The 23182-nt window shown below is 66.0% G+C and carries 24 protein-coding genes, 1 tRNA gene and 1 pseudogene; 11 read left to right on the forward strand and 15 right to left on the reverse strand.

Features of this window, described 5'->3' with window-relative positions:
- Positions 1–18: 18 nt before the first annotated feature.
- The 6 genes from typA to ACE3UA_RS12070 form a co-directional block, all read right to left on the reverse strand.
- Positions 19–1836, reverse strand: a complete 1818-nt coding sequence (gene typA / locus ACE3UA_RS12045) for a translational GTPase TypA (protein WP_374645411.1) — start codon at positions 1834–1836, stop codon at positions 19–21.
- Between the two features lie 70 nt (positions 1837–1906).
- Positions 1907–2509 (reverse strand): YitT family protein, encoded by a 603-nt coding sequence (locus tag ACE3UA_RS12050; RefSeq protein ID WP_374645413.1) that lies wholly within the window; start codon positions 2507–2509, stop codon positions 1907–1909.
- A 115-nt stretch (positions 2510–2624) separates the two neighbouring features.
- The gene (locus ACE3UA_RS12055) at positions 2625–3839 is read right to left on the reverse strand and encodes an NADP-dependent isocitrate dehydrogenase (RefSeq protein ID WP_374645415.1); all 1215 of its coding nucleotides are present in this window, start codon (positions 3837–3839) and stop codon (positions 2625–2627) included.
- 168 nt (positions 3840–4007) lie between these two features.
- On the reverse strand, positions 4008–4592 hold the full coding sequence (locus tag ACE3UA_RS12060) for an HD family hydrolase (protein WP_374645417.1): 585 nt from the start codon (positions 4590–4592) through the stop codon (positions 4008–4010).
- Complete coding sequence (locus ACE3UA_RS12065; protein ID WP_374645419.1) at positions 4589–4858, reverse strand: hypothetical protein; 270 nt, start codon at positions 4856–4858, stop codon at positions 4589–4591. The genes ACE3UA_RS12060 and ACE3UA_RS12065 overlap by 4 nt, the downstream gene beginning before the upstream one ends.
- A 1-nt stretch (position 4859) precedes the next feature.
- Positions 4860–5519 carry an alpha/beta hydrolase gene (locus ACE3UA_RS12070; RefSeq protein WP_374645421.1) on the reverse strand — a complete coding sequence of 220 codons (660 nt, stop codon included), beginning with the start codon at positions 5517–5519 and terminating at the stop codon, positions 4860–4862.
- A gap of 181 nt (positions 5520–5700) precedes the next feature.
- On the opposite strand from ACE3UA_RS12070, the gene ACE3UA_RS12075 reads away from it, so the two are divergent.
- The 10 genes from ACE3UA_RS12075 (at position 5701) to ACE3UA_RS12120 (ending at position 15562) form a co-directional block, all read left to right on the forward strand.
- Positions 5701–6174 (forward strand): Rrf2 family transcriptional regulator, encoded by a 474-nt coding sequence (locus ACE3UA_RS12075; RefSeq protein ID WP_197641745.1) that lies wholly within the window; start codon positions 5701–5703, stop codon positions 6172–6174.
- Between the two features lie 76 nt (positions 6175–6250).
- Positions 6251–7294 (forward strand): cysteine desulfurase family protein, encoded by a 1044-nt coding sequence (locus ACE3UA_RS12080; protein ID WP_374645423.1) that lies wholly within the window; start codon positions 6251–6253, stop codon positions 7292–7294.
- A gap of 12 nt (positions 7295–7306) precedes the next feature.
- Positions 7307–8824, forward strand: coding sequence for a Fe-S cluster assembly protein SufB (sufB, locus tag ACE3UA_RS12085; protein WP_374645425.1), 1518 nt, complete (start codon positions 7307–7309; stop codon positions 8822–8824).
- On the forward strand, positions 8824–10485 hold the full coding sequence (locus tag ACE3UA_RS12090) for a glycosyltransferase family 2 protein (protein WP_374645427.1): 1662 nt from the start codon (positions 8824–8826) through the stop codon (positions 10483–10485). The genes sufB and ACE3UA_RS12090 overlap by 1 nt, the downstream gene beginning before the upstream one ends.
- 22 nt (positions 10486–10507) lie before the next feature.
- Positions 10508–11263 (forward strand): Fe-S cluster assembly ATPase SufC, encoded by a 756-nt coding sequence (gene sufC / locus ACE3UA_RS12095; RefSeq protein ID WP_374645429.1) that lies wholly within the window; start codon positions 10508–10510, stop codon positions 11261–11263.
- Positions 11263–12564, forward strand: coding sequence for a Fe-S cluster assembly protein SufD (sufD, locus tag ACE3UA_RS12100; RefSeq protein WP_374645431.1), 1302 nt, complete (start codon positions 11263–11265; stop codon positions 12562–12564). The genes sufC and sufD overlap by 1 nt, the downstream gene beginning before the upstream one ends.
- Positions 12561–13049: a YIP1 family protein gene (locus tag ACE3UA_RS12105; RefSeq protein ID WP_374645433.1), complete on the forward strand. Its 489-nt coding sequence runs from the start codon at positions 12561–12563 to the stop codon at positions 13047–13049. Before sufD ends, ACE3UA_RS12105 begins: the two co-directional genes overlap by 4 nt.
- Positions 13046–13642 (forward strand): YIP1 family protein, encoded by a 597-nt coding sequence (locus ACE3UA_RS12110; protein WP_374645435.1) that lies wholly within the window; start codon positions 13046–13048, stop codon positions 13640–13642. Before ACE3UA_RS12105 ends, ACE3UA_RS12110 begins: the two co-directional genes overlap by 4 nt.
- Positions 13635–14855: a cysteine desulfurase gene (locus ACE3UA_RS12115; protein WP_374645437.1), complete on the forward strand. Its 1221-nt coding sequence runs from the start codon at positions 13635–13637 to the stop codon at positions 14853–14855. Before ACE3UA_RS12110 ends, ACE3UA_RS12115 begins: the two co-directional genes overlap by 8 nt.
- Before the next feature lie 630 nt (positions 14856–15485).
- A tRNA-Arg gene (locus tag ACE3UA_RS12120) sits at positions 15486–15562 on the forward strand.
- Between the two features lie 576 nt (positions 15563–16138).
- On the opposite strand, the pseudogene ACE3UA_RS12125 reads toward ACE3UA_RS12120, so the two are convergent.
- From ACE3UA_RS12125 to trbG, 7 genes and pseudogenes are all read right to left on the reverse strand, one after another.
- Positions 16139–17191: pseudogene (locus tag ACE3UA_RS12125) on the reverse strand (recombinase family protein); the annotation flags it as partial.
- Entirely contained in the window at positions 17188–17586 is a 399-nt protein-coding gene (locus tag ACE3UA_RS12130; protein WP_183794222.1) for a helix-turn-helix domain-containing protein, read from the reverse strand. The gene ACE3UA_RS12130 and the pseudogene ACE3UA_RS12125, both read right to left, overlap by 4 nt.
- Positions 17583–17930, reverse strand: coding sequence for a DUF6516 family protein (locus tag ACE3UA_RS12135; RefSeq protein ID WP_374645439.1), 348 nt, complete (start codon positions 17928–17930; stop codon positions 17583–17585). The genes ACE3UA_RS12130 and ACE3UA_RS12135 overlap by 4 nt, the downstream gene beginning before the upstream one ends.
- A 2-nt stretch (positions 17931–17932) precedes the next feature.
- Positions 17933–18250: a hypothetical protein gene (locus ACE3UA_RS12140; protein WP_029074251.1), complete on the reverse strand. Its 318-nt coding sequence runs from the start codon at positions 18248–18250 to the stop codon at positions 17933–17935.
- Positions 18251–18385: 135 nt separating this feature from the next.
- Positions 18386–18607, reverse strand: coding sequence for a DUF2274 domain-containing protein (locus tag ACE3UA_RS12145; protein WP_029074252.1), 222 nt, complete (start codon positions 18605–18607; stop codon positions 18386–18388).
- Positions 18608–18609: 2 nt separating this feature from the next.
- On the reverse strand, positions 18610–19746 hold the full coding sequence (locus ACE3UA_RS12150; RefSeq protein WP_031623920.1) for a TrbI/VirB10 family protein: 1137 nt from the start codon (positions 19744–19746) through the stop codon (positions 18610–18612).
- Positions 19743–20660: a P-type conjugative transfer protein TrbG gene (trbG, locus tag ACE3UA_RS12155; protein ID WP_200523655.1), complete on the reverse strand. Its 918-nt coding sequence runs from the start codon at positions 20658–20660 to the stop codon at positions 19743–19745. Before trbG ends, ACE3UA_RS12150 begins: the two co-directional genes overlap by 4 nt.
- A gap of 96 nt (positions 20661–20756) precedes the next feature.
- Between trbG and ACE3UA_RS12160 the strand changes: the two genes are divergently transcribed.
- Complete coding sequence (locus ACE3UA_RS12160) at positions 20757–21134, forward strand: nuclear transport factor 2 family protein (protein ID WP_029074878.1); 378 nt, start codon at positions 20757–20759, stop codon at positions 21132–21134.
- A 5-nt stretch (positions 21135–21139) separates the two neighbouring features.
- Here ACE3UA_RS12160 and trbF read toward each other — a convergent pair whose 3' ends face one another.
- Together trbF and trbL are read right to left on the reverse strand one after the other, a co-directional pair.
- Complete coding sequence (gene trbF, locus ACE3UA_RS12165) at positions 21140–21829, reverse strand: conjugal transfer protein TrbF (RefSeq protein WP_031623919.1); 690 nt, start codon at positions 21827–21829, stop codon at positions 21140–21142.
- A complete protein-coding gene (gene trbL, locus ACE3UA_RS12170; RefSeq protein WP_029074256.1) occupies positions 21826–23181 on the reverse strand; it encodes a P-type conjugative transfer protein TrbL in 1356 nt (451 codons plus the stop codon). The genes trbF and trbL overlap by 4 nt, the downstream gene beginning before the upstream one ends.
- Between the last annotated feature and the right edge of the window lies 1 nt (position 23182).

The raw sequence follows: 23182 nt of genomic DNA on the forward strand, positions 1-23182 counted from the left end.
GGCCCCCGACCCCGGCGGTCACTCCTTCCGCGAGGCCCGTTTCCGCTCGTTCGGATCCAGTTCGCGCTTGCGCAGGCGAATGATCTTCGGCGTCACCTCGACCAGTTCATCGTCGTCGATATAGGCGATCGCCTCTTCCAGGCTCATCCTGATATGCGGCGTCAGGCGGACGGCTTCATCCGTGCCCGAGGCGCGGACGTTGGTCAGCTTCTTGCCCTTCAGCGGGTTCACTTCCAGGTCGTTGTCCCGGCTGTGCTCGCCGATGATCATGCCGACATAGACCTGTTCCTGCGGCCCGATGAACATCCGGCCCCGGTCCTCGAGGTTCCACAAAGCATAGGCGACGGAAACGCCGCTTTCGGTCGAGATCAGCACCCCCTGGCGACGGCCCTGGATCGGGCCCTTGTGCGGCGCCCAGCCGTGGAAGATGCGGTTGAGAACGCCGGTGCCGCGGGTATCGGTCAGGAACTGGCCCTGATAGCCGATCAGCCCGCGCGAGGGGACATGGGCGATGATCCGGGTCTTGCCGACGCCGGCGGGCTTCATCTCGACCAGGTCGCCCTTGCGCTCGCCGGTCAGCTTGTCGATGACGGCGCCGGAATATTCGTCGTCCACGTCGACGATGACCTCCTCGATCGGCTCCTGCCGGACGCCGCCTTCCTCCTGCATGATCACGCGGGGGCGCGAGATCGAGAGTTCAAAGCCCTCGCGGCGCATGTTCTCGATCAGCACGCCCATCTGCAATTCGCCCCGGCCCGAGACCTCGAAGGCCTCGCCGCCGGGCGTATCGGCGACCTTGATCGCGACGTTGACCTCGGCCTCCTTCATCAGCCGGTCGCGGATGACGCGGGACTGCACCTTGTTGCCGTCGCGGCCCGCCAGGGGCGAGTCGTTGATGCCGAAGGTCACGGTGATGGTCGGCGGGTCGATCGGCTGGGCGGGCAGGGCGGTGTCGATCTCCAGCGCGCAGAGCGTGTCGGCCACGGTGGCCTTGGTCATGCCGGCCAGGGTGACGATGTCGCCCGCGACGGCCTCGTCGATCGGCTGCTGCGACAGGCCCCGGAAGGCGAGGATCTTGGTCACGCGGAACTGCTCGATCCGGTCGCCGGTGCGCGACAGGGCCTTCAGCGTGGTCCCGGTGGCGATCTTGCCCGATTCCACCCGGCCGGTCAGGATGCGGCCAAGGTAGGGATCCGCGGACAGCGTGGTCGCGAGCATGGAGAAGGGCTCTTCCTGGCGCGCGATCTGCTTCGGGGCGGGGACGTGGCGCACGATCAATTCGAACAGCGCGGAAAGGTCTTTCCGCGGCCCGTCCAGCTCCATGTCGGCCCAGCCCGAGCGGCCCGAGGCATAGACATGCGGGAAATCAAGCTGTTCGTCGGTGGCGCCGAGGTTGGCGAACAGGTCGAAGACCTCGTTCAGCGCGCGGTCGGGCTCGGCGTCGGGCTTGTCGACCTTGTTCAGCACCACGATCGGGCGCAGGCCGAGGGCCAATGCCTTGGTCAGCACGAACTTGGTCTGCGGCATCGGGCCCTCGGCGGCATCGACCAGAAGGCAGACGCCGTCGACCATGTTCAGGATCCGCTCCACCTCGCCGCCGAAATCGGCGTGGCCGGGGGTGTCGACGATGTTGATCCGCATCCCCTTCCACTCGACCGAGGTCGCCTTGGCCAGGATGGTGATCCCGCGCTCGCGCTCGATGTCGTTCGAGTCCATGGCGCGTTCGGTCAGCGCCTGGTTGTCGCGGAAGGACCCGCTCTGCTTCAGAAGCTCGTCCACCAGCGTGGTCTTGCCGTGGTCGACGTGGGCGATGATCGCGATGTTTCGCAGGTCCATGGGGTCCGGTTTCCAATGAGATTGGCGCGGCCTTACAGGGTTTTTGCTCAGGCCGCCAGAGGGAGCCCGGTCAGGCCACCACATAGCGGTCGCGGCGGTGGTTGATCGCGATGACCAGGTTCACCACCAGGGCGCCGAGGAAGCTGACCAGCACCAGCCGCGCCTCGATCACCAGGAAGGCCGCCGCGAAGAGCACGGCGTCGAAGGCAAGCTGCACCCAGCCCGCCCGCCAGCCCAGCCGGTCCTGCAACAGGACGGCGACGATTCCGATCCCGCCAAGGCTGGCCCCGTGCCGGAACAGCGCCAGCAAGGCCGAGCCGGAGACGAAGCCGAAGAGCACCGCGCCCAGCCAGGGGTTCAGCGTGGCAAAGGCGACCTGTCCCGGCAGCCAGAGGCTGAGCGCCGAGAGGAGGCCGACCGCAAGGAAGGTCTTGACGGTGAAGGCCAGCCCCATCCGCAGATAGCCCAGAAGGTAGAAGGGCAGGTTGATCGCGAAGAAGACCGGCCCGAAATTCCATCCGGTCGCATAGGAGATCAGCACCGCCAGCCCCGCCGTCTGTCCGGTCACGAGGCCGAGATGGGTCAGGATCACGATGCCGAAGGCCGCCATGGTCGCGCCATAGGCGATGCCCTGGGCATCCTCGATCAGGTTGTGGCGGCGCGCATCGGTCATCGCCGCCGACATAGCCGAGCGGGCCGGTCGACGAAAGGGGCAAACCACGCAACGAAAAGGGCCGGGATTGCCCCCGGCCCGTCAGCGCAGGGTGCGCTGCAGCGCACCATCCCGTTTACCCCTTCAGGGCCTTGTTCAGGTATTCGTCGACCTTTTCCAGATAGCCCATCGTGGTCAGCCATTTCTGATCCGGTCCCACGAGCAGCGCCAGGTCCTTGGTCATGTGGCCGTCTTCCACGGTATCGACGGTGACCTTCTCCAGCGTGGTGGCAAAGCGCATCAGCGCCTCGTTGTTGTCCAGCGTCGCGCGGTGCTTCAGGCCGCCGGTCCAGGCATAGATCGAGGCGATGGAGTTGGTCGAGGTCTGCTTGCCCTTCTGGTGTTCGCGGTAGTGGCGGGTCACGGTGCCGTGGGCGGCTTCCGCTTCCACGATCTTGCCATCGGGGGTCATCAGGACCGAGGTCATCAGGCCCAGCGAGCCGAAGCCCTGCGCCACGATGTCGGACTGCACGTCGCCGTCATAGTTCTTGCAGGCCCAGACATAGCCGCCCGACCATTTCAGCGCCGAGGCCACCATGTCGTCGATCAGCCGGTGTTCGTAGGTCAGCCCGCGCTTCTTGAACTCGTCCGCGAATTCCGCGTCGAAGACGGCTTGGAAGATGTCCTTGAAGCGGCCGTCATAGGCCTTGAGGATGGTGTTCTTGGTCGACAGATAGACCGGCACGCCCCGCACCAGCCCGTAGTTCAGCGAGGCGCGGGCGAAGTCGGTGATCGAGTCGTCGAGGTTGTACATCCCCATGTAGACGCCCGCAGACGGCGCGGAATAGACGTCCTTCTCGATCACGGTGCCGTCGTCGCCCACATATTTCATCGTGAGCTTGCCCTTGCCGGGGAAGCGGAAGTCGGTCGCGCGGTACTGGTCGCCGAAGGCGTGGCGGCCGACGACGATGGGCTGGGTCCAGTGCGGCACCAGGCGCGGCACGTTCTTGCAGATGATCGGCTCGCGGAAGATCACGCCGCCCAGGATGTTGCGGATCGTGCCGTTCGGCGATTTCCACATCTGCTTCAGGCCGAATTCCTCGACCCGCTGCTCGTCCGGGGTGATCGTCGCGCATTTGACGCCGACGCCATACTGCTTGATGGCGTTCGCCGCGTCGATGGTGATCTGGTCGTCGGTGCGGTCGCGCTCCTCGATCCCGAGGTCGTAGTATTTCAGGTCGATGTCGAGATAGGGCAGGATCAGCTTCTGCTTGATGAAGTCCCAGATGATCCGGGTCATCTCGTCGCCGTCAAGCTCGACGACGGGGTTGGCTACCTTGATCTTCGACATGGGTTTCTCCGGTCGGGGGATTCGATTGCGGCTGTCTTAGCGGAAAAGCGCAGGCTTGGGAAGTGCGGTATGCGATTGTATACCGAAAGTTTCGCCGACCCGCTCGTCGATGACTTCGTCACTCCTCGCCGCGCGGCCGACGAGGAGACGCAGTCGAACGAGGAGGGGTCAGCCGAACCAGGGCCGGGCCTTTTCCTTCACCCAGTCCCAAAGCGCCGGCGCGCCGCGGGCGATCTTCACGCCCACGCGCGATTCCAGCTGTGCATAGGTGACCTCGTAGCTGGCCCAGGTCCCGCCGCCCGACATCAGGTTCGCCATCACCGGCTGCACGCGGTCCAGCGACTTGGCGAAGCGGGCGTCGGGCGTCTCGGCCGCCTCGAACTCCTCCCAGAGCGCGCGCAGGCTGGTGCCAAGGTCGGGGGGCAGCAGGCCGAAGATCCGGTCGGCGGCCTTTGCCTCGGCGGCCAGCGTCTCGGGGCTGGCATGGGCCTGGCCGTTCCGGGCATGGATCGGCACGTCGCCGGTGTCGATCTCGACCAGGTCATGCAGGATCAGCATGCGGATCACCCGGTCGACGCTGACCCCCGGCCCGGCCTGGTCGGCCAGAACCAGCGCGTAAAGCGCCAGGTGCCAGGAATGCTCGCCGGAATTCTCGGGCCGCGACCCGTCGACCAGGGTCGTCGCGCGCAGCACCGATTTCAGCCGGTCGGCCTCGTTCAGGAAGGCGAACTGGGCTTCCAGCCGCTCGCTCAATGGCCCATGCCGCCGAAATCGACCGGGGCCACGGGTTCCTCCGCGATCTCGCCCCGCTTGGCCGCCAGCGCCTTTTCCAGGAACTCGCGGCCCCGGCGCTCGGCCAGGCGGACGCGGATCGAGGTGATATAGGCCTCCTGGAAGGTGGGCGAGGCCGCCATCAGCACCTTGGCCACCTTCTCGTAGAAGCGGTCGTCGTCCAGTTCCGCCTCGGCGGCGAGGACGTCTTCGGCCAGCTGGTCGGCGAGGTCCTGAAGCTTGGTCATCTCAGCGCGAGGCCTCGCCCATGCGGCGGCGGACATAATCGCTGACCGTCTGGATCATCGGCTGCATATGCGCCTCTTCGTCCTTGAAGAAGTGGTCCGCGCCCTCGATCTCGGCATGGGTGATGGTGATCCCCTTCTGCTCATGCAGCTTGGAGACCAGCGTGCGGGTGTCCTTGGGCGGGGCCACCTTGTCGGCGGTGCCGTTGATGATCAGCCCCGAGGAGGGGCAGGGTGCGAGGAAGCTGAAGTCGTACAGGTTCGCCGGCGGCGCGACCGAGACGAAGCCGGTGATCTCGGGCCGCCGCATCAGAAGCTGCATCCCGATCCAGGCCCCGAAGGAGAAGCCCGCGACCCAGCAATGCTTGGCGTTCTGGTTCATCGACTGCAGGTAATCCAGCGCCGAGGCCGCATCGGACAACTCGCCGATCCCCTGGTCGTATTCGCCCTGGCTGCGCCCCACGCCGCGGAAGTTGAAGCGCAGGACGGTGAAGCCCAGGTTGTAGAAGGCATAATGCAGGTTGTAGACGACCTTGTTGTTCATCGTCCCGCCATAGGCGGGATGCGGATGCAGCACGATGGCGATCGGCGCGTCGCGTTCCTTCTGCGGATGGTAGCGGCCTTCCAGGCGACCGTCGGGGCCGGCAAAAATAACCTCGGGCATGGGCCTCTTCTCATGCGGGAGCGCGCGGTTTCTTGACGCTTTCGCTCGGGTAAAATAGAACCATTCTAAAGACGGCCGGGCCGCCTGTTCGAGGGGTCGGGTTTCAGGTAATGCTCGCGGCGCGCGTCGTCAATCGGCTTGGCATGGCGGTCATGCCCGCGCGGTAAGGCAGGAGGGGCCGATGAAGCTTTCGACCAAGGGACGTTATGCGATGGTGGCGCTGGCCGACCTGGCGCTGGCCGAGGCGAAGGCGGGCGGCGACGATCTGGTCTCGCTGGCCGAGATTTCCCGGCGCCAGGACATCTCGCTGCCCTATCTGGAGCAGCTTTTCGTGAAACTCCGCCGCGCCGGCCTGGTCGAGGCGGTGCGCGGTCCCGGCGGCGGCTACAAGCTGGCCCGCTCGCCGGACCAGATCCGCATCTCGGACGTGATGCAGGCGGTCGAGGAGACGGTGGACGCGATGCATACCGGGGCGGGGGCCTCGGGCGGGCTGTCGGGCACGCGGGCGCAATCGCTGACCAACCGGCTGTGGGAGAGCCTGTCGGCGAATGTCTATGTCTTCCTGCACCAGGTGCGGCTGTCGGATGTGGTGAAGAACGACCTGACGCCGTGCCCCGCGGTGCCAAGCCTGTTCCGCGTGGTGGACGAGGAATGAGGGCGTTGCGCCCTTGCCCGGCCCCGGAGGGTTTCTCCGGACCTCCCGTGGCGTATTTTCGCCAAGAGGCAGCGGCATGACCCGGCTCTATCTCGACTGGAACGCGACCACGCCTTTGCGGCCCGAGGCCAGGGCGGCGATGGTCGCGGCGATGGAGGTGGTGGGGAACCCGTCCTCGGTCCATGCCGAGGGGCGGGCGGCCAAGGCGCTGATGGAACGCAGCCGCGCGAAGATCGCGGCGGCGCTGGGGGCCGAGGGGGCGGATGTCGTCTTCACCTCGGGCGCGACCGAGGCGGCGGCCCTGGCCTGCGCGGGGCGCGGGCTTTCCTGCGCGGGTGTGGAGCATGATGCGGTGGCGGCCTGGTGCGAGCCGTCGTTGCCGGTGGACGGGCAGGGCAGGGTCACGGTCGCCGATCCGGGCCGCACGGCGCTGCAACTGGCGAATTCCGAGACCGGGGTGCTGCAGGACCTGCCGCAGGGGCTGGCGGTCAGCGATCTGACGCAGGCCTTCGGCAAGGTGCCCTTTGCCTTCAACTGGCTGGGCTGCGACATGGGGCTGGTCAGCGCGCACAAGCTGGGCGGGCCCAAGGGCATCGGCGCGCTGGTGGTGCGGCAAGGGATCGAGGTTCCCGCGCAGCTGCGGGGCGGCGGGCAGGAGATGGGCCGCCGTGCCGGGACCGAGAACCTGATCGGCATCGCCGGTTTCGCCGCCGCCGCCGAGGCCGCGCAGCGCGATCTGGCGGGCGGGATCTGGGAGGAAGTCGCCCAGATTAGAAATATTCTAGAATCGGAGTTGTCTGCTGCGACAAAAGAGACTATTTCGGTCGGAAATGGTTCGCCTAGACTGCCGAACACGCTGTGCCTGATCGCCCCCGGCTGGAAGGGCGAGACTCAGGTCATGGCGATGGACCTTGCGGGGTTCGCCGTCTCGGCGGGCTCGGCCTGTTCCAGCGGCAAGGTGCGGGCCAGCCGCGTCCTGACGGCGATGGGTTTCGACGAGGCCCGTGCCGCGCAGGCGATCCGGGTCTCGATCGGGCCCGGGGTAACGAAAGATGACGTGCAGCGGTTTGCAAAAGCCTGGACCGCCGCCTATGCCAAGGCCCGAACCCGGGCCGCCTGAAAGGAAACGCCGATGACCGCCATTCTCGAGACGAGCCAGGATATCCGCGAGGGCGTCGACCGCGAGACGATCGAGACCGTGCAGGCGATGGCCGGCAAGTACAAATACGGCTGGGAAACCGAGATCGAGACGGAATACGCCCCGAAGGGCATCAGCGAGGACATCGTCCGCCTGATCAGCCAGAAGAACGGCGAGCCGGAATGGATGCTGGACTGGCGTCTCGCCGCCTATCGGCGCTGGGTGCAGATGGAAGAACCCCGCTGGGCGATGCTGAACTATCCCGAGATCGACTATCAGGACCAGTATTACTACGCCAAGCCCAAGAGCATGTCCTCGAAGCCGAAGTCGCTGGACGAGGTCGACCCGAAGCTGCTGGCCACCTATGCGAAACTCGGGATTCCGCTGAAGGAACAGATGCTTCTGGCCGGAGTCGAAGGTGAGGCGGAACCCCGCAAGGTGGCGGTGGACGCGGTCTTCGATTCGGTTTCCGTGGGCACCACCTTCAAGGCGGAACTGGCCAAGGCCGGCGTGATCTTCTGCCCGATCTCGGAGGCGATCCGCGACTATCCCGAACTGGTGAAACAGTATCTGGGCAGCGTCGTGCCGCAGTCGGACAACTTCTTCGCCACCCTGAACAGCGCCGTCTTCAGCGACGGCTCCTTCGTCTACATCCCCAAGGGCACCCGCTGCCCGATGGAACTCTCGACCTATTTCCGCATCAATGCCGAGAACACCGGCCAGTTCGAGCGCACGCTGATCATCGCCGACGAAGGCTCTTACGTCAGCTACCTGGAGGGCTGCACCGCGCCAAAGCGCGATATCCACCAATTGCACGCCGCCGTGGTCGAGATCGTGATCCTGAAGGATGCCGAGGTGAAATATTCCACGGTGCAGAACTGGTATCCGGGCGACGAGAACGGGGTGGGGGGCATCTACAACTTCGTCACCAAGCGCGCCGATTGCCGGGGCGACCGGGCCAAGGTGATGTGGACGCAGGTGGAAACCGGCTCGGCGATCACCTGGAAATACCCCTCCTGCATCCTGCGCGGCGATGATTCCCAGGGCGAGTTCTACTCGATCGCCATCGCCAACAACGCCCAGCAGGCCGATACCGGGACCAAGATGGTCCACCTCGGCAAGCGCACCAAGTCGCGCATCGTGTCCAAGGGCATCTCGGCGGGCCGGGCGCAGAACACCTATCGGGGCCTCGTGTCGATGCACCCCAAGGCCAAGGACAGCCGCAACTATACCCAGTGCGACAGTCTCCTCATCGGCGACAAATGCGGGGCGCATACCGTGCCCTATATCGAAGTGCGCAACAATTCCAGCCGCGTCGAACACGAAGCGACCACCTCCAAGGTGGATGACGACCAGCTTTTCTACTGCCGCAGCCGTGGCATGGACGAGGAGGAGGCGGTCGCCCTGGTGGTGAACGGCTTCTGCAAGGAGGTCCTTCAGGCCCTGCCGATGGAATTCGCCATGGAGGCGCAGAGCCTGGTTGCGATCAGCCTGGAAGGCTCGGTCGGGTGATGGATGCGCCGGCAAACTCTGCGGCCCTTGCGGGGGTGGCCGAGGTCGTCGGCCATCCGGTTGCCGCGACAAGGAAGGTGCTGTTCTCGGCCATGAAGAACGAGGCGCCGTTCCTGCTGGAATGGGTCGCCTATCACAAGCTCATCGGTTTCGACGACATCGTGATCTGCTCCAATCCGTCGAACGACGGCATGGAGGAATTGCTGGCTGCACTGGCCGAGGCGGGCGAGATCCGGCACCTGCGGACCTCCGTCGAAGCGGGGCAATCGCCGCAGACCGTCGCCTCGACCGCGTTCACGCATGAGATCGGATACCGCGATGGTGACTGGTACATGTGGCTGGATGCGGACGAATTCCTGAATGTCCACGTAGGGGACCGCAATCTTGACGCCTTGATCGGCGCCATGGGCGCGGCCCAGTGCTTTCTGGTCAACTGGCGCATCTTCGGCAGCAACGGACATGCGACCTTCCCCGGCCGGTTCCTGAGCCCTGCCTTCGAACGGGCGTCGGGCCTGCCGTTCAAAGGCAATCTCGAAGTGAAGTCGCTGTTCCGCAAGACCGCCTCGATCGCGGGTTTCGCCAGCGTCGGAATCCACCGTCCCCTCGTCAACGCCGAGGTGGGGCTGGACCTGGCGGCGGTGCTGACCGGCTCGGGAAAGCCGGGCCGTCCGGGGCGTCGGCAACTGCTTTGGAGCCGGGGTGCCTCCCTCGGCCGGACGAACGCCGTGACGCCCAGGGAATCCGGCTGGGCCCTGGCGCAGATCAACCATTACCTCGTGCGCACCCCCGAGTTCTTCGCCCTGAAAAAGCAGCGCGGGCGCGGCTACAAGGCAGACGCGGCTGGCGAGGCGAATGACCGGCACAATGGCGCATTCTTCCGCGAGCATGATCGCAATGAGGAGGCGGACCGCTCGATCCTGTATTGGCAGGACGCGGTGACCGTCGAGATCGAGCGCCTGCTTGCCCATCCCGCCGTCGCCAGGGCAAAGGCGGTCTCGGATGGCCTGGTTCGAAAGCTGCTGGCGGCGCTGCCGACAGAAAGTCAGGAAGACGTGGCGCAGGGGGAAGGCATGCGTGCAGAGGCGGTCGCGCCTGCATTCGAGTTGACCTTCCCGGACCTCGAGGCAGCCTTCGTGACCAAGGCCTATGCCGGGGCGCGCAACGTGCTTGAATATGGCAGCGGCGGATCCACCATGCTGGCCGCGCGGGGCGGGGCGCAGGTCGTCAGCGTGGAAAGCGATCCCGACTGGGCCGCAAGGCTGGCCGAGGCGCTGGCGGGAGTGTCGGACAGGGCCCGCGTCCATCATGTCGACATCGGCCCGACCAAGGAGTGGGGCTATCCCCGCACCGCCGCGCAGCATGCCCGCTTTCCGCGCTATGCGCTTTCGGTCTGGGACCGTCCCGATCTGGGCGAGCCCGACCTCGTGCTGATCGACGGCCGGTTCCGCGCCGCCTGCCTGGCGGCGGTGCGCCTGCGCGCGCGGCGGCCGACCACGGTGCTTTTTGACGATTACCTGGACCGCAAATACTATCACGCGGTCGAGAAACTGGCCCGCAAGGAAGAGGTGGTCGGCCGCATGGCGCGCTTCACCGTCACGCCGGGGCCGATCCCGCCCGAAATGCTCACCCAGGTCATCGGCTGGTTCCAGGACCCGCGCTGACATCGGATACAGGAAAAGAAAAATGCTTGAAATCAACAACCTGCACGTCAAACTTGAAGACGAGGACAAGGTGATCCTCCGCGGCGTCGACCTCAAGATCGGTCCGGGCGAGGTCCATGCGATCATGGGGCCGAACGGCTCGGGCAAGTCGACGCTGTCCTATGTGCTTTCGGGCCGCGACGGCTATGAGGTGACGGCGGGCTCGGCCACGCTGGACGGCCAGGAGCTTCTGGAAATGGAGCCCGAGGCGCGCGCGGCGGCCGGCCTGTTCCTGGCCTTCCAGTATCCGGTCGAGATTCCCGGCGTCGGCAACATGACCTTCCTGCGGACGGCGGTGAACGCGCAGCGCAAGGCGCGCGGCGAGGAGGAACTGTCCGCCGGCGACTTTCTGAAACTGGTGCGCGAGAAGGCCAGGGCGCTGAAGATCGACGCCGAGATGCTGAAGCGTCCGGTCAATGTCGGCTTCTCGGGCGGCGAGAAGAAGCGCAACGAAATCCTGCAGATGGCCATGCTGGAGCCCCGGATGTGCATCCTGGACGAGACCGACTCCGGCCTGGACGTGGACGCGATGAAGCTGGTCTCGGACGGCGTGAACGCGCTGCGCAGCGCGGGGCGGTCCTTCCTGGTCATCACCCATTATCAGCGGCTTCTCGATCACATCAAGCCGGACGTGGTGCACATCATGGCGGCGGGGCGGATCGTCAAGACCGGCGGGCCGGAGCTGGCGCTGGAGGTCGAAACCAACGGCTATGCCGACATTCTGAACGAGGTGGGCTGATGGCACTGCCGAAGGTCAAGGAAGACGCGCTCGCGGCGCGGCTGGCGGTCATGCCGGAGCATGCGGGCAAGGGCTGGCTGGCCGGGGCAAGGGCCGAGGCGCGGGCCCGGCTTGCGGCCATGGGCCTGCCCGCGCGCCGCGACGAATACTGGCGCTACACCGATCCGGCGGGCCTGATCTCGCCCGAAGTCTCTGCCGCCGCGCCCTTCGCGGCCGGCGACGAGACGCCGGTCTTCGACGGGATCGACCGGCTGAAACTGGTCTTCGTCGATGGCCTGTTCGATCCGGCGCAATCCGATGACCCGACCCTCGCCGGGGTCGAGATCGAGCGGCTGGCCGAGGCCGGAGGGAAGGACATCCACTGGGCGCAAGGCGTCTATGGCGTGCTGGAGGCGCGGGGGCAGATTCCGGTGCAGCGCCCGCTGGCGGCGCTTGCCACGGCCGAGGCAACCGATGGTGTCCTGATCCGGGTGACGGGTCGCGCCGCGCGCCCTGTGGCGCTGCATTATGTCCATGAATCAGCAACTTCCGACGCGATCCTGCACCATTGCGTTAAGGTCGAGGCCGGGGCCGCGCTGACGTTTCTGGAAAGCGGTCCGGGTGCCGCGCGCCTGACCAAGGTGCTGGAGGTCGAGGTCGCCGACGGGGCCGAGTTCCACCATATCCGCGTCCAGGGCCGCGACCATGAACGCCGCGCCGCCACCCACATCTTCGCCCGCCTGGGGGCGAGGTCCGAGTTCCGCTCCTTCACCCTGACCGCCAATGGCCGGATGACCCGGAACGAGGCGGTGCTGGAACTGACCGGCGACGAGGCCCGCGCCCATGTCGCCGGGGCAGCGGTCGGGGACGGCGATTTCCACCACGACGATACCGTCTTCATCACCCATGCCGCCGAGGCCTGCGAAAGCCGGCAGGTGTTCAAGAAGGTGTTGATGAACGGCGCGACGGGCGTGTTCCAGGGCAAGATCCTGGTGAAGCCCGGCGCGCAGAAGACCGACGGCTACCAGATCAGCCAGAGCCTGCTTCTGGACGAGGACAGCCAGTTCCTCGCCAAGCCCGAGCTGGAGATCTACGCCGACGACGTGAAATGCAGCCACGGCTCGACCTCGGGCGCGATCGACGAGACGGCGCTGTTCTACCTGCAATCGCGCGGCGTGCCGCGCACCGTGGCGCAGGCGCTGCTGGTCCTGGCCTTCCTCGCCGAATCGATCCAGGAGATCGCCGACGAGACCATCGCCGAGGACATCCGCGGCCGGCTGGAGGCATGGCTCGCGCGCCACGCGGCGAAGGCGGGGCGATGACCGTCTCGACCGAACTGGTCTCGACCTGGCGCGCGCCGCGCGCGGCGCTGCGCCGCCATCTGGCGCGCGGCAGGTCCGAGGCCTTTGCCTTCACGCTGCTCCTCGTCTTCCTGATCCTGGCCTTCGTCGGCCTGTGGCCCGTCGCCGCGCGCGACGCCTTCCTTGCGGGAGAGGCTTCGGCCGCGCCCCGCATCCTGGCCTTCGGATTGGCGGTGCTGGCCTTGATACCCTTCTGGTATGCCCTGGCCGCCATCAGCCGGCTGATCGCCCGCCCGCTGGGAGGGCAGGGCAGCTGGTATGCTGCGCGCATCGCCCTGTTCTGGGCGCTGGCGACCGTTGGCCCGCTGATGCTGTTGCAGGGCCTTGTCGCGGGAATGATCGGTCCCGGACCCGCCCTTACCTCGGTGCGGATCGGAGTGGGCGCGGCATTTCTCTGGCTCTGGCTCACCATGCTGCACGAGGCCGAGCGCGGGGGCGCGGCATGACCGGACTGCCCGCCCGCATCCGCGACCTCGCGCGCCTGTCCCTGCGCGATCCCCGCGCCGCCACCCGCGCGCTTCTGGCCGAGGGCGTGCCGCTCTCGGCGCGGTCGGCCGGGCTTTTGCTGATGGCGGTCCTGTCGACGCTAATCCTGCAGGCCAGCTTCGTCCTCGCCCCGCCGGGGGACGAGCCGATGGCCGGTTTTCTTGCCTCCAGCCCGGTCCGCACGGCGGTCGTGCAATGGCTGATCCTGATCCTGACCGCCGTCCTGACCTACCGCGTCGGCCGCGCCTTCGGCGGCAGCGGAAACCTTCCGGATTCGCTGCTGGTCGTGGTCTGGCTGCAACTCCTGATGCTGGGCGTGCAGATCCTGCAACTGGTGGCCTTCGTGCTGATCCCGCCCTTCGCCGGGCTGATCGGCCTTGTGGGCTTCGGCCTGTTCCTCTGGCTCTCGGTGAATTTCATCGCCGAACTGCACGGCTTCAGATCGCTCGGCGCGGTCTTCGCCGGAATGGTCGTCACGACCTTCGCCGCGGCCCTGCTGGCGGCGCTGCTCATGGGCCTCATCCTCGGGCCGGAGGCCCTGTCCAATGTATGATCTCGCCAAGATCCGCGCCGATTTCCCGATCCTGTCGCGCCAGGTGAACGGCAAGCCACTGGTCTATCTGGACAACGGCGCCAGCGCGCAGAAGCCGCAGGTGGTGATCGACGCGATCACCCGCGGCTATGCGCAGGAATACGCCAACGTCCACCGCGGGTTGCACTACCTGTCGAACCTCGCGACCGAGAAATACGAATCCACCCGCGGCACCATCGCCCGCTTCCTGAACGCCGCGTCGGAGGAGGAGATCGTCTTCACCACCGGCACGACCGAGGGGATCAACCTCGTCTCCTATGCCTGGGCCGCGCCGCGCCTGCAGCCGGGCGACGAGATCGTGCTTTCGGTGATGGAGCATCACGCCAACATCGTCCCCTGGCACTTCCTGCGCGAACGGCAGGGCGTGGTGCTGAAATGGGTCGAGGTGGACGGCAACGGCGACCTGGACCCGCAGGCGGTGATCGGCGCGATCGGCCCCCGGACGAAGCTGGTCGCCGTGACCCAGATGTCGAACGTGCTTGGCACCGTGGTTGATGTCGCCGCGATCTGCCGGGGCGCGCGCGAGAAGGGGGTGCCCGTCCTCGTCGACGGCAGCCAGTCCTCGGTGCACATGCCGGTCGACGTGCAGGCCATCGGCTGCGATTTCTACGCCATCACCGGGCATAAGCTTTACGGCCCCTCCGGCTCGGGCGCGATCTGGATCTCGCGCGAGCGCCAGGCCGAGATGCGCCCCTTCCTGGGCGGCGGCGACATGATCCGCGAGGTCACGCGCGATACCGTCACCTGGAACGACCCGCCGATGAAGTTCGAGGCCGGGACCCCCGGCATCGTGCAGCAGATCGGCCTTGGCGTGGCGCTGGATTATCTCATGGGCCTCGGCATGGCCAATGTCGCCGCGCATGAGCGCAGCCTGCGCGACTATGCGCGCGACCGGCTGCAGGGCCTCAACTGGCTGAACGTGCAGGGGAATTCGGCGGGGAAGGGGGCGATCTTCTCCTTCACCATGCAGGGCGCGGCCCATGCCCACGACATCTCCACCATCCTGGACAAACGCGGCATCGCCGTCCGCGCCGGCACGCATTGCGCCATGCCGCTGATGACGCATCTTGGAATCACCGCCTCCTGCCGGGCCTCCTTCGGGCTTTACAACACGCTGGAGGAGGTCGACGCCCTGGTCTCGGCGCTGGAGCTTGCACACGAGCTGTTCGCCTGAGGCGTCGGAAACCCCGCCTCATCCCCAGACGGCCGCATTTCACCCCGGCGCGATTGCCATGGTTCCGGGGCCGTCTTTCCCGGCAGCGCGAATAAGCGGCCGGTGCCAAGGTCATGCGACAGGCTGGCGTCCAGCGCGGCCATCCTCGCCCCGCCCCCGTCGCGTCGGCGAAACCCGGCAGGCTGCCGTCGTCGCGCGATAGTATCACCCTTCGGCCCAGGTTCAGCGCCCCTCGGCATGGGCATCGTCCGGGGCCCTGCATTTTCGCTGGTTGCGGGGCGGAAGTTCTTTCCTTTGGCGTTGAAACCCCCGCAGGCTTCGGCTAAGGACAGGCCCAGGCACCCGTAGCTCAGCTGGATAGAGTGCTGCCCTCCGAAGGCAGAGGTAAGTCAAGTGGCTTTGTTGTGGGTGTAGAAAATGTCGATAGAAACCAAGGAATTGGTGGAAGTCGATAGAACTGTGAAAATCGCTCTCTTGGTCGCGGAAGCGCCACGGAAGCAAACTTTAAGGAGGTTGTAGAGTAAGAACGACGGAAGTTGGCGGCCCTCGGAACCGCATGAATGACGTTGATTCGAGTAACTGGTTTCGGGATTGACCTTGGTTGATCTCGCACACTATCAAAACGACGATGCACCCGTAGCTCAGCTGGATAGAGCGCCACCCTCCGAAGGTGGAGGCCACACGTTCGAATCGTGTCGGGTGCGCCATTTCAGAACAGAACTATGAACGCCGAACGCCGCCGTTTCTACGCTTGAAGCGGCGACCAGCGTTCGCAGCAGTTCCGACTTCGATCCCATGATGCGAACCTCGTCGTCGGCAACCTCGACACGCTGCGCCAGCGCGCGTAGATGGTCGCGGCGGTAGCCGCCATCGTTGAGCCTGATCCGTTCACGGGCTTTGCGGGCAAACCCCTTGAGCATATCGGGGGTGACGCCCTGATTGCCTGAACTATCGAGCGCGAGCTGCGTGCGCTCCGCGTCGGCGGCGGCTTGATCCCGCAATGCCTTGAGGCTCACCATGCGTTCCTTTGCCATGGCGTCGTCCTTGTCCACCATGCCGGCTTCGATGGCGTCAAAGAGACGGCCGAGCCGCTGGTCGGCTTCCGTGATTCGCCTTTGAAGCTCGGCAAGATGCTCGCGGCGGCGCTCGGTGCGTTCCTGTCGGCGGTCGATGACGCTGGCAAGGACGGTTTCCAACCGCTTGGGCAGGAGCAGGCGGTCCCCGATATAATCGGCGACCGTATGGTCCAGCTTGTCCATGGGGATCGTGCGACCCTTGCAGCCGGTCTTGCCCTGCCGGGCCTTGGTCGAGCAGGTATAGTAGCGGTATGTCGCGCCCGTGCTGCCTTGGCCGGTGCGAAGCGTCATCGCTCCCCCGCACTTGGCGCAGAAGCAAATGCCGGTCAGGAGCGTCGGGCCGCTGGAGACACGTGCAGGCGTCACCATGGGATTGCGGGACTTGAGGCGGGCTTGCACCGCGTCGAACGTCTCGCGCTCGATTAGGGGCGGCACCGCCATGATGGCGACCTCGCTCTCCGGCTTCTTCTCCCGATCCTTGTGCGAGCGGGTGTTGAACCTGTGCTCGCCGATATAGGTGGTGCGGGTCAGGATGGCGTGGATTTGCGCCAATCCCCAACGCCCTCCGTCGCGGGTGAAGAAGCGGCGCTCGTTGAGATAGGTGGCGATGGCCTTGACGCCCATCGCGCCGGACGTGCCGTCTCCTTCGAGGAACAGGCGATAGATCAGCCGCACGGTGTCGGCGTGCAGCGGGTCGATCTCCAGCTTCTTCTTGATCTTCGATCCGCGCTGCTCGGCCGCGACGATGCGATAGCCGATGGGCGGCCGTGCGCCGTTCCAGAAACCCTGCCGGGCATTCTCGTTCATGGCGCGCAGGACGTGCTTGGCGTTCTCCTTGGACTGGTATTCGTCGAACAGCGCCATGATCTGCCGCATCATCTGGTGCATGGGATCGTCGCCCATTTCCTGCGTGATGGACACGAGCTTGACGCCGTTCTTCGCCAGCTTGCGAACGTAGAACTCCATCTCGAAGTGATCGCGGAAGAAGCGCGAGAAGCTATGCACCACGACAATGTCGAAGGGCGCGGGCTTCGACGTGCCCGCCTCGATCATGCGCTGGAATTCGGGGCGCTTGTCGTTGGTGGCGGTTGCGCCCGGTTCCACATAAGTCTCAACGAGCTGATAGCCGCGCTGCTCGCAATAGGCTTCGCCCTGCCGCTTCTGGTCGGGAATGGAAATATCATGCTCCGCCTGCCGGGCAGTCGAAACGCGCAGGTAGAGCGCGGCGCGGGCGGTAGTGGTTGGGCTGTGAATGTTCATGGTCGGCCTCCCATAGCTTTCTTCATCTTGGGGTGGTCGATCAGGGGCAACGCCAGCTCCACGCGGTCATGCACCACCTTGGGCGCGAGCTTACGCCCATGCCCCGGTTCGAGTCGCACAAGACCGTAGTTCTCCATGGTTTTCAGGGTGCGTGACAGATTGGAGCCGGCCCGGCCGGTGATTTCCGCCAGTTCCTCCAGCGATGCCGGGGCTTTCTCGGCGATGATGCGCAGCAGTTCGCGGTTGCCGGCCGACAGCACCTTGGCAAAGGATTCGGTCGAGGTGAACCACACCTTCGGATCGCTGGGCACAGGTTTTTCCTCGCCGCGCGCGATCCGCATGGTGCGGGCCTTCATTTCTTCATAGTCGGCAATCCCGACTTTCAATGTGGTCATAGGGCACCTCGTTCCTTCAATACCGCGTCCACGGCCTGCCAGAAGTCGGCCAGCAGCGTGGCCGCATCCTCGTAGGCGTAAGGCTTCACGGTCTGAAAGCGGTGCCGATGGTCCATCGGCGCGCCGCGCCTGCCTCGGCCGACCGGATGGGCATTGTCGAAGCCGACCAGCCGTTCGCCCGAAGGCTCGTGAAGCGTGAGCGAATAATCGAGGCCGTGCGGCTTTTCCGGCGAGGCCGGAACGCGGGTGACGACGAACTTCACCCAATGGCCGCCCTCGGGATCGACAAAGAGCATCTGTCCGTCGAGGTCCAGAAGCGTGTCGAGGCTTGGATCACGATCCACGCTCACGTCTTTTTCCTATCAGTTTGTGATAGGTATTGCAAGCTGTCATTCGGCTTTCTCGGGTTCAAGAGTTCGTCGAACACATCGCCGAACCAACGCTCGAACACGTCAATCTCGGCTTCGGTGACGGGAATGTCTTCGGGCCAGTCGTCGGTGACACGCATCCTCTGCCCATCCGGGCCGAGAAGTGGCATGTTGCCGGCTCGCGTCCGGCCGTCGGGCGTAGGATCGTCGGCGTAGTCGAAAAGATCGTCGGGAAGTGGTTCGGGGATCGACTGTCGCGGTCGCCCTCTCCGGGCGCGGCGGCGCTCTGCGCACATGGAATCCTCCTTGGTTCTGTTGGAATCCGAGGCGCTCAAGGCCCCGGAATTAGGCGAACCATGGAGGGCAGTCGGCGGCCTGTAGCGTGCCGCATTTGCGCCTATGCGCTGGCGGCACCCCTGCCGGGATGGGACTCAGTTGGCGGCTCGCCGTGCCTTGGCGAAGCCGCGATCCGTTGCGATGAACCGCTCCAGCATCGGCACGATGAGCCTGACGGGATCGGCGGCGGGCTGGCCGCTCTCGCGGGCCAGCACCTCGGCATAGGCGACCAGATCGCGGTGAAGTGGCGCAGGCAGCTCCACGGTGATCTTCACGGGCTTGTCGTCGGGCAGCGGGCCGAGTTTCAGCTTGGTCATGGTCAACCTCCTGCCGGTTCGAATACAAGGTCGCGGGTGACGATGATCCTGACCGGGAAGCCGGGCCGGATGGTCAGCGTCGGTGCGACCTGCAACTGGCGCTGGACGATCTGCTGCCCCGCCTGATTGACGGTATCCTGCGCCCCGTCGCGGATGGCCCGGATAAGCCGGTCCTCGTCGCTGGTCGCCAGTTCCGTGCCGACTGCGAGCAGCGTGGACAGCCCTGCGGCCTTCATCAGATCCCACCAGTGGTAATCCACGCCATCCTCAAGCCCGGCGTAACCGGAAGCGTCCGCACCCGGCAGACGCTCAAGGACGATGGAACGGCCGCCCGGCAGGATCAGGCGGTTCCACACCAAGAGCACCCTTCGCTGGCCGAAGGTCACGCCGTCATCGTATTGGCCGATGATGCGCGTTCCCTGCGGGATCAGCAGCAGCGACCCGGTCGGGCTGTCATAGACGTTCTCGGTCACTTGAGCCGTGATCTGGCCCGGCAGGTCCGAACGGATGCCGGTGATGAGCGCGGCCGGAATCACGGCCCCGGCCTGAAGGATGTAGGGCGATGCCGGCGGCGCGACACGATCCGGCGCGACAGTCTGCCGGTCCACGGGTCCATTGAGGAAAGCCGCGTGCCGGTCCTGCGTCGCGGGCTGTCCGCCGAGGCCAAGACCGGCAAGGCTGGGCATGGCCGTCCCTGCCGGCGATCCCGTGCGCGGGCCGGACTGGAAGAACACATTGCTTAAGCGCGCGGCTTCTTCCTCGGCGCGGCGGCGTTCCTCGGCGGGATCGACGGCGGGCGTCGCCATCGTAGGCGGTGCGACGGGCTGCCCTCGGTTCTGCGCGTCGAGGATCGGACGGCCCAAATCTCCGGGCAGCGCGGGGCCGAGCACCGGCCCGCTATAGTCGCTTGGCAGACCGGCGAGGCCGTCCGCCGTGGGCCGGTTCTCGGTCGAGTAGAGTTCGCCGCCGTCCGGCCCTCCGTCGCGGGTCTGGAGCGCATAGATGAGTGCGCCGCCGATGCCGAGCAACGCAACCGCGCCGACGCCCGCCAGCATCTTGCGGGACAGGCGGGTGACGCGCGGCGGCTCGGCGCGCAGCCGCATGGGGGCTGCGGTTTCGGTGATGGTGTTGTCGGTCATGACGGGGAGCCTCCGGTCGCGCTGGCGGGCTGCGCGTCGGCGGCCTGCGTCGGGTTGGTGCGGACGATCCTGACGACCTGCTGGCGGCTGCCAGAGCCAAGGCGCAGCTCGGCCGCGCCGAACAGGCGGTCCACGATCAGGACGTTCTGGTGGACTCGGCTGTTGACGATCTGCGGCTCGCCGTTCGCGCCAAGCACGAAGATGGGCGGCATCTCGCCCTGCACGATCCCGGCCGGGAAGACGACATAGACGCGGCGGCCATCGTCGAAGACGGAGACGGGCCGCCATGGCGGGCTATCGCCCTGCACCTGCAAGGCGTAGCGATAGTTCCGCGCCGCCTCGGCGGGGATGATCGGGGCTGTCGGAACGGTGCGGCGCTGGCCGGGCGTCGCGGGATAGGCCCAGGCGACGGCGGGCATGTAGAGCGATTCCCGGGCGCGCAGCTCGATCATGTAGGTGCGCCGGTCGGTGGTGACGACAAGGTTGGTGGCGATGTCGGGTCGCGTCGGCTTCACGAGGATATGGACGCGGCGGTTCGCGCCCGAACCGGATTCCGTGTCGCCGATGATCCAGCGGGCGGTGTCGCCCGCCGCGATTGGCCCCGCGCCGGTCAGGCTCTCGCCCGGCTCCAGCGCGATCGTCGTGATCTGCCCGACTGCGGCATAGACCTGATAGAGCGCGCCTTCCGACCACGGATATATCTGGATGGCGTTGTAGTAGCCTTCGCGGCGCGGCTCGACGCGGGCGGCTGCATTGGCGTTCTCGACGCGGCCGGTCGGCGTGCCGGCAGCCGTACCGCCCCGCGCCACGGTCCATGCCGGGGGCACATGCAGCGGCCGGGGCGTGTTGTCGACTGCTGCCGCCTGCACGGTCGGCAGCGGCGGAACGCTGGCGTCATAGCTGAATTGCGGCATCCGATTGGTGGCGCAGCCGGTCAAAGCGATTGCCACGACCGTCACAAAAATAGCATACGATAGCGGCTTTAGGATTAGTAGTGAGGAACTGACAGGATGGATACTGTCCCGACGATTGTTGCCCGGTATATCGACGCCTACAACACGATGAATGTTCAGGCGATGCTCGACTGCCTGTCGGGCGACGTTCGGTTTATCAACAGATCGAACGGAGAAGTGACGAACGAGACGCATGGGATTGAGGCATTTCGCGCGTTGGCGGAACAGGGTGTTGAATTGTTTGCGGAAAGAGAACAGACAATTCTCGACTGCATCGCCATTGAGGACCGTGCAGCGGTGCGCATCGGCTATCGCGCCAAGGTCAAGGCCGACCTGCCCAACGGCTGGAAGGCTGGGCAGAAGATCGAGATAGCGGGCACCTCGTTCTTCATGATCTCCAAGGGAAAGATCAGCGAGGTGATTGATGCAAGCTGACGTTTTCATTGGCTCATCTCCCGCGACCACGAAATTGCATTGACGTAGATTCCCAGCGGATTGGCGCGCAGGCGCTCGGCGTCGCGCGGCGGCTGGATGACGATAGTGAGGATGGCCGTCCATCGTTCCGTGGTGGAAAGCTGGCCGTTCTCGAAATGCCTTTCCGTCCACGCGACGCGGAAGCTGTTGGGCGAGGCCCGGATGACGCTGGACACCTCGACGGCGACCTGTTGGCGGCCGACCTTGGTGAAAGGGTCATTGGCGCGGGCGTAATCGTTCAATGCCGCCGCGCCGCGATCCGTGGTCCATTCATAGGCGCGAAGCCAGTTCTGGCGGACGATGATCGCGTCGGCCGGGATCGCGCGGACCTGTTCGATGAAGCGGCCGAGATGGAAAGCAATCTGCGGATCGGTCGGGCGATAGTCGGCATTGGCTGGCGCGACGGTCTGCGCCTGACCGAGATTGTCCACCTGCACGACCCAAGGCACCACGGTCCCACGCGCGGACTGCCAGACCAGCGCAGAGGCGAAGCCGGCCGAGAGGATCAGCGAGCCGAAGGCCATGAGCCGCCAGTTCCGCGCCTGCACGCGGGCCGAGCCGATACGCTCGTCCCACACTTGCGCGGCGCGCTGATAAGGCGTCTCGGGTTCCGGCGTCTTGCCGTAATGAGTTGCTGGTCGTTTGAAGATGCTCATGAGCGGTCACTTTCGGAAAGATTGATGGAGGAACCGGAGCCGTGGCTGTCGCCGGAGCGCACCGCATGGGCGGCCATGGTCGTGCCGTGGTTGAGGGCTTGCGAACGCTGCATGCGCTGCGCCCAGGCCGGAGGACCGGCGGATGGTGCCGGCGATGCGGGCGCAGCATCGCTCCCGCCGACCGTTCCCATGGTGGAGCTGCCGCCGCTTGCGCCGAATCCGGCCTTCGAACCTTCGGAGAAGCTGGATTTGACGGATTCGCTGGCCCGCGCGGCGGCGCGTTTGAGGGGTGAGATGGCGGCCGAACCTGCTGCGCGGCCGACGCCGCCGAGACCGGAGGCGACGCCTGCCGCGCCGGACTGGCCAAGCGATCCGACGCTATAGGCGGCGGTCGCCGCGCCCGCGGTGGCCGCGCCGCCGCGGACGGCCGCGGCCCCGCCGGACAGGGCAGCGGCACCACCTTTGGCGGCGAGCATGGCCCCGCCGCCAGCGGCGACGGCTGCACCTGCGACCGCAAGCCCGGTTCCCACGGCAGCACCCGCGCCGAGCTGCGGGCCGCCCGAAACGATGCCGTTTGCTATGCCGGGGCCGAAGATGCCGAGGCCGAGCAGCGACAGAGCTGCCAGCACAATCGCCATGGCGTCGTCGATGGTCGGGGTCGCCCCGCCGAAACCGGCCGTGAATTGCGAAAACAAGGTGCTGCCGATACCGATGATGACGGCGAGCACCAGAACCTTGATGCCGGAGGACACCACGTTGCCCAAGACCTTCTCGGCCATGAAGGCGGTCTTGCCGAACAGGCCGAAGGGGATGAGGACGAAGCCGGCAAGCGTGGTCAGCTTGAACTCGATGAGGGTCACGAAAAGCTGGATGGCGAGGATGAAGAAGGCCAACACCACGAGCGCCCATGCGAACAGCAGGCACGCGATCTGGATGAAGTTCTCGAAGAAGGCGATCCAGCCCATCAGGTCGGAAATGGAGTCGAGCAGCGGGCGGCCGGCGTCGAGGCCGGTCTGCGCTACGCGGCCCGGCCGCGTCAGACCGGTGACAGAAAAGCCGGTGCCCGACGCCATGAGACCGAGGCCGGCGAAGCTCTCGAAGACGATCCGGGCGAGGTTGTTCCAATTGCCGATGATGTAGGCGAAGACGCCCACGAAAAGGGTCTTCTTCACCAGCCGAGCGATGATGTCGTCATCTGCGCCCCATGCCCAAAAGAGCGCGGCAAGCGTCACGTCGATGACGATCAGGGTGGTAGCGATGAAGGCGACTTCGCCAGACAACAGCCCGAACCCGCTGTCGATGTAGCGCGTGAATACGCCGAGGAAATTGTCGATGACGCCCGTGTTTCCCATG

The sequence above is a fragment of the Tabrizicola sp. genome (assembly GCF_041919135.1).
Classification (GTDB): Bacteria; Pseudomonadota; Alphaproteobacteria; order Rhodobacterales; family Rhodobacteraceae; genus Tabrizicola.

What these genes read in the sequence shown, in the direction of transcription:
- typA (WP_374645411.1), bottom strand. Translation starts at nt 1,836, where the DNA reads ATGGACCTGCGAAACATCGCGATCATCGCCCACGTCGACCACGGCAAG.
- ACE3UA_RS12050 (WP_374645413.1), bottom strand. Translation starts at nt 2,509, where the DNA reads ATGACCGATGCGCGCCGCCACAACCTGATCGAGGATGCCCAGGGCATC.
- ACE3UA_RS12055 (WP_374645415.1), bottom strand. Translation starts at nt 3,839, where the DNA reads ATGTCGAAGATCAAGGTAGCCAACCCCGTCGTCGAGCTTGACGGCGAC.
- ACE3UA_RS12065 (WP_374645419.1), bottom strand. Translation starts at nt 4,858, where the DNA reads ATGACCAAGCTTCAGGACCTCGCCGACCAGCTGGCCGAAGACGTCCTC.
- ACE3UA_RS12070 (WP_374645421.1), bottom strand. Translation starts at nt 5,519, where the DNA reads ATGCCCGAGGTTATTTTTGCCGGCCCCGACGGTCGCCTGGAAGGCCGC.
- ACE3UA_RS12075 (WP_197641745.1), top strand. Translation starts at nt 5,701, where the DNA reads ATGAAGCTTTCGACCAAGGGACGTTATGCGATGGTGGCGCTGGCCGAC.
- ACE3UA_RS12080 (WP_374645423.1), top strand. Translation starts at nt 6,251, where the DNA reads ATGACCCGGCTCTATCTCGACTGGAACGCGACCACGCCTTTGCGGCCC.
- sufB (WP_374645425.1), top strand. Translation starts at nt 7,307, where the DNA reads ATGACCGCCATTCTCGAGACGAGCCAGGATATCCGCGAGGGCGTCGAC.
- ACE3UA_RS12090 (WP_374645427.1), top strand. Translation starts at nt 8,824, where the DNA reads ATGGATGCGCCGGCAAACTCTGCGGCCCTTGCGGGGGTGGCCGAGGTC.
- sufC (WP_374645429.1), top strand. Translation starts at nt 10,508, where the DNA reads ATGCTTGAAATCAACAACCTGCACGTCAAACTTGAAGACGAGGACAAG.
- sufD (WP_374645431.1), top strand. Translation starts at nt 11,263, where the DNA reads ATGGCACTGCCGAAGGTCAAGGAAGACGCGCTCGCGGCGCGGCTGGCG.
- ACE3UA_RS12105 (WP_374645433.1), top strand. Translation starts at nt 12,561, where the DNA reads ATGACCGTCTCGACCGAACTGGTCTCGACCTGGCGCGCGCCGCGCGCG.
- ACE3UA_RS12110 (WP_374645435.1), top strand. Translation starts at nt 13,046, where the DNA reads ATGACCGGACTGCCCGCCCGCATCCGCGACCTCGCGCGCCTGTCCCTG.
- ACE3UA_RS12115 (WP_374645437.1), top strand. Translation starts at nt 13,635, where the DNA reads ATGTATGATCTCGCCAAGATCCGCGCCGATTTCCCGATCCTGTCGCGC.
- ACE3UA_RS12130 (WP_183794222.1), bottom strand. Translation starts at nt 17,586, where the DNA reads ATGACCACATTGAAAGTCGGGATTGCCGACTATGAAGAAATGAAGGCC.
- ACE3UA_RS12140 (WP_029074251.1), bottom strand. Translation starts at nt 18,250, where the DNA reads ATGTGCGCAGAGCGCCGCCGCGCCCGGAGAGGGCGACCGCGACAGTCG.
- ACE3UA_RS12145 (WP_029074252.1), bottom strand. Translation starts at nt 18,607, where the DNA reads ATGACCAAGCTGAAACTCGGCCCGCTGCCCGACGACAAGCCCGTGAAG.
- ACE3UA_RS12150 (WP_031623920.1), bottom strand. Translation starts at nt 19,746, where the DNA reads ATGACCGACAACACCATCACCGAAACCGCAGCCCCCATGCGGCTGCGC.
- trbG (WP_200523655.1), bottom strand. Translation starts at nt 20,660, where the DNA reads ATGCCGCAATTCAGCTATGACGCCAGCGTTCCGCCGCTGCCGACCGTG.
- ACE3UA_RS12160 (WP_029074878.1), top strand. Translation starts at nt 20,757, where the DNA reads ATGGATACTGTCCCGACGATTGTTGCCCGGTATATCGACGCCTACAAC.
- trbF (WP_031623919.1), bottom strand. Translation starts at nt 21,829, where the DNA reads ATGAGCATCTTCAAACGACCAGCAACTCATTACGGCAAGACGCCGGAA.
- trbL (WP_029074256.1), bottom strand. Translation starts at nt 23,181, where the DNA reads ATGGGAAACACGGGCGTCATCGACAATTTCCTCGGCGTATTCACGCGC.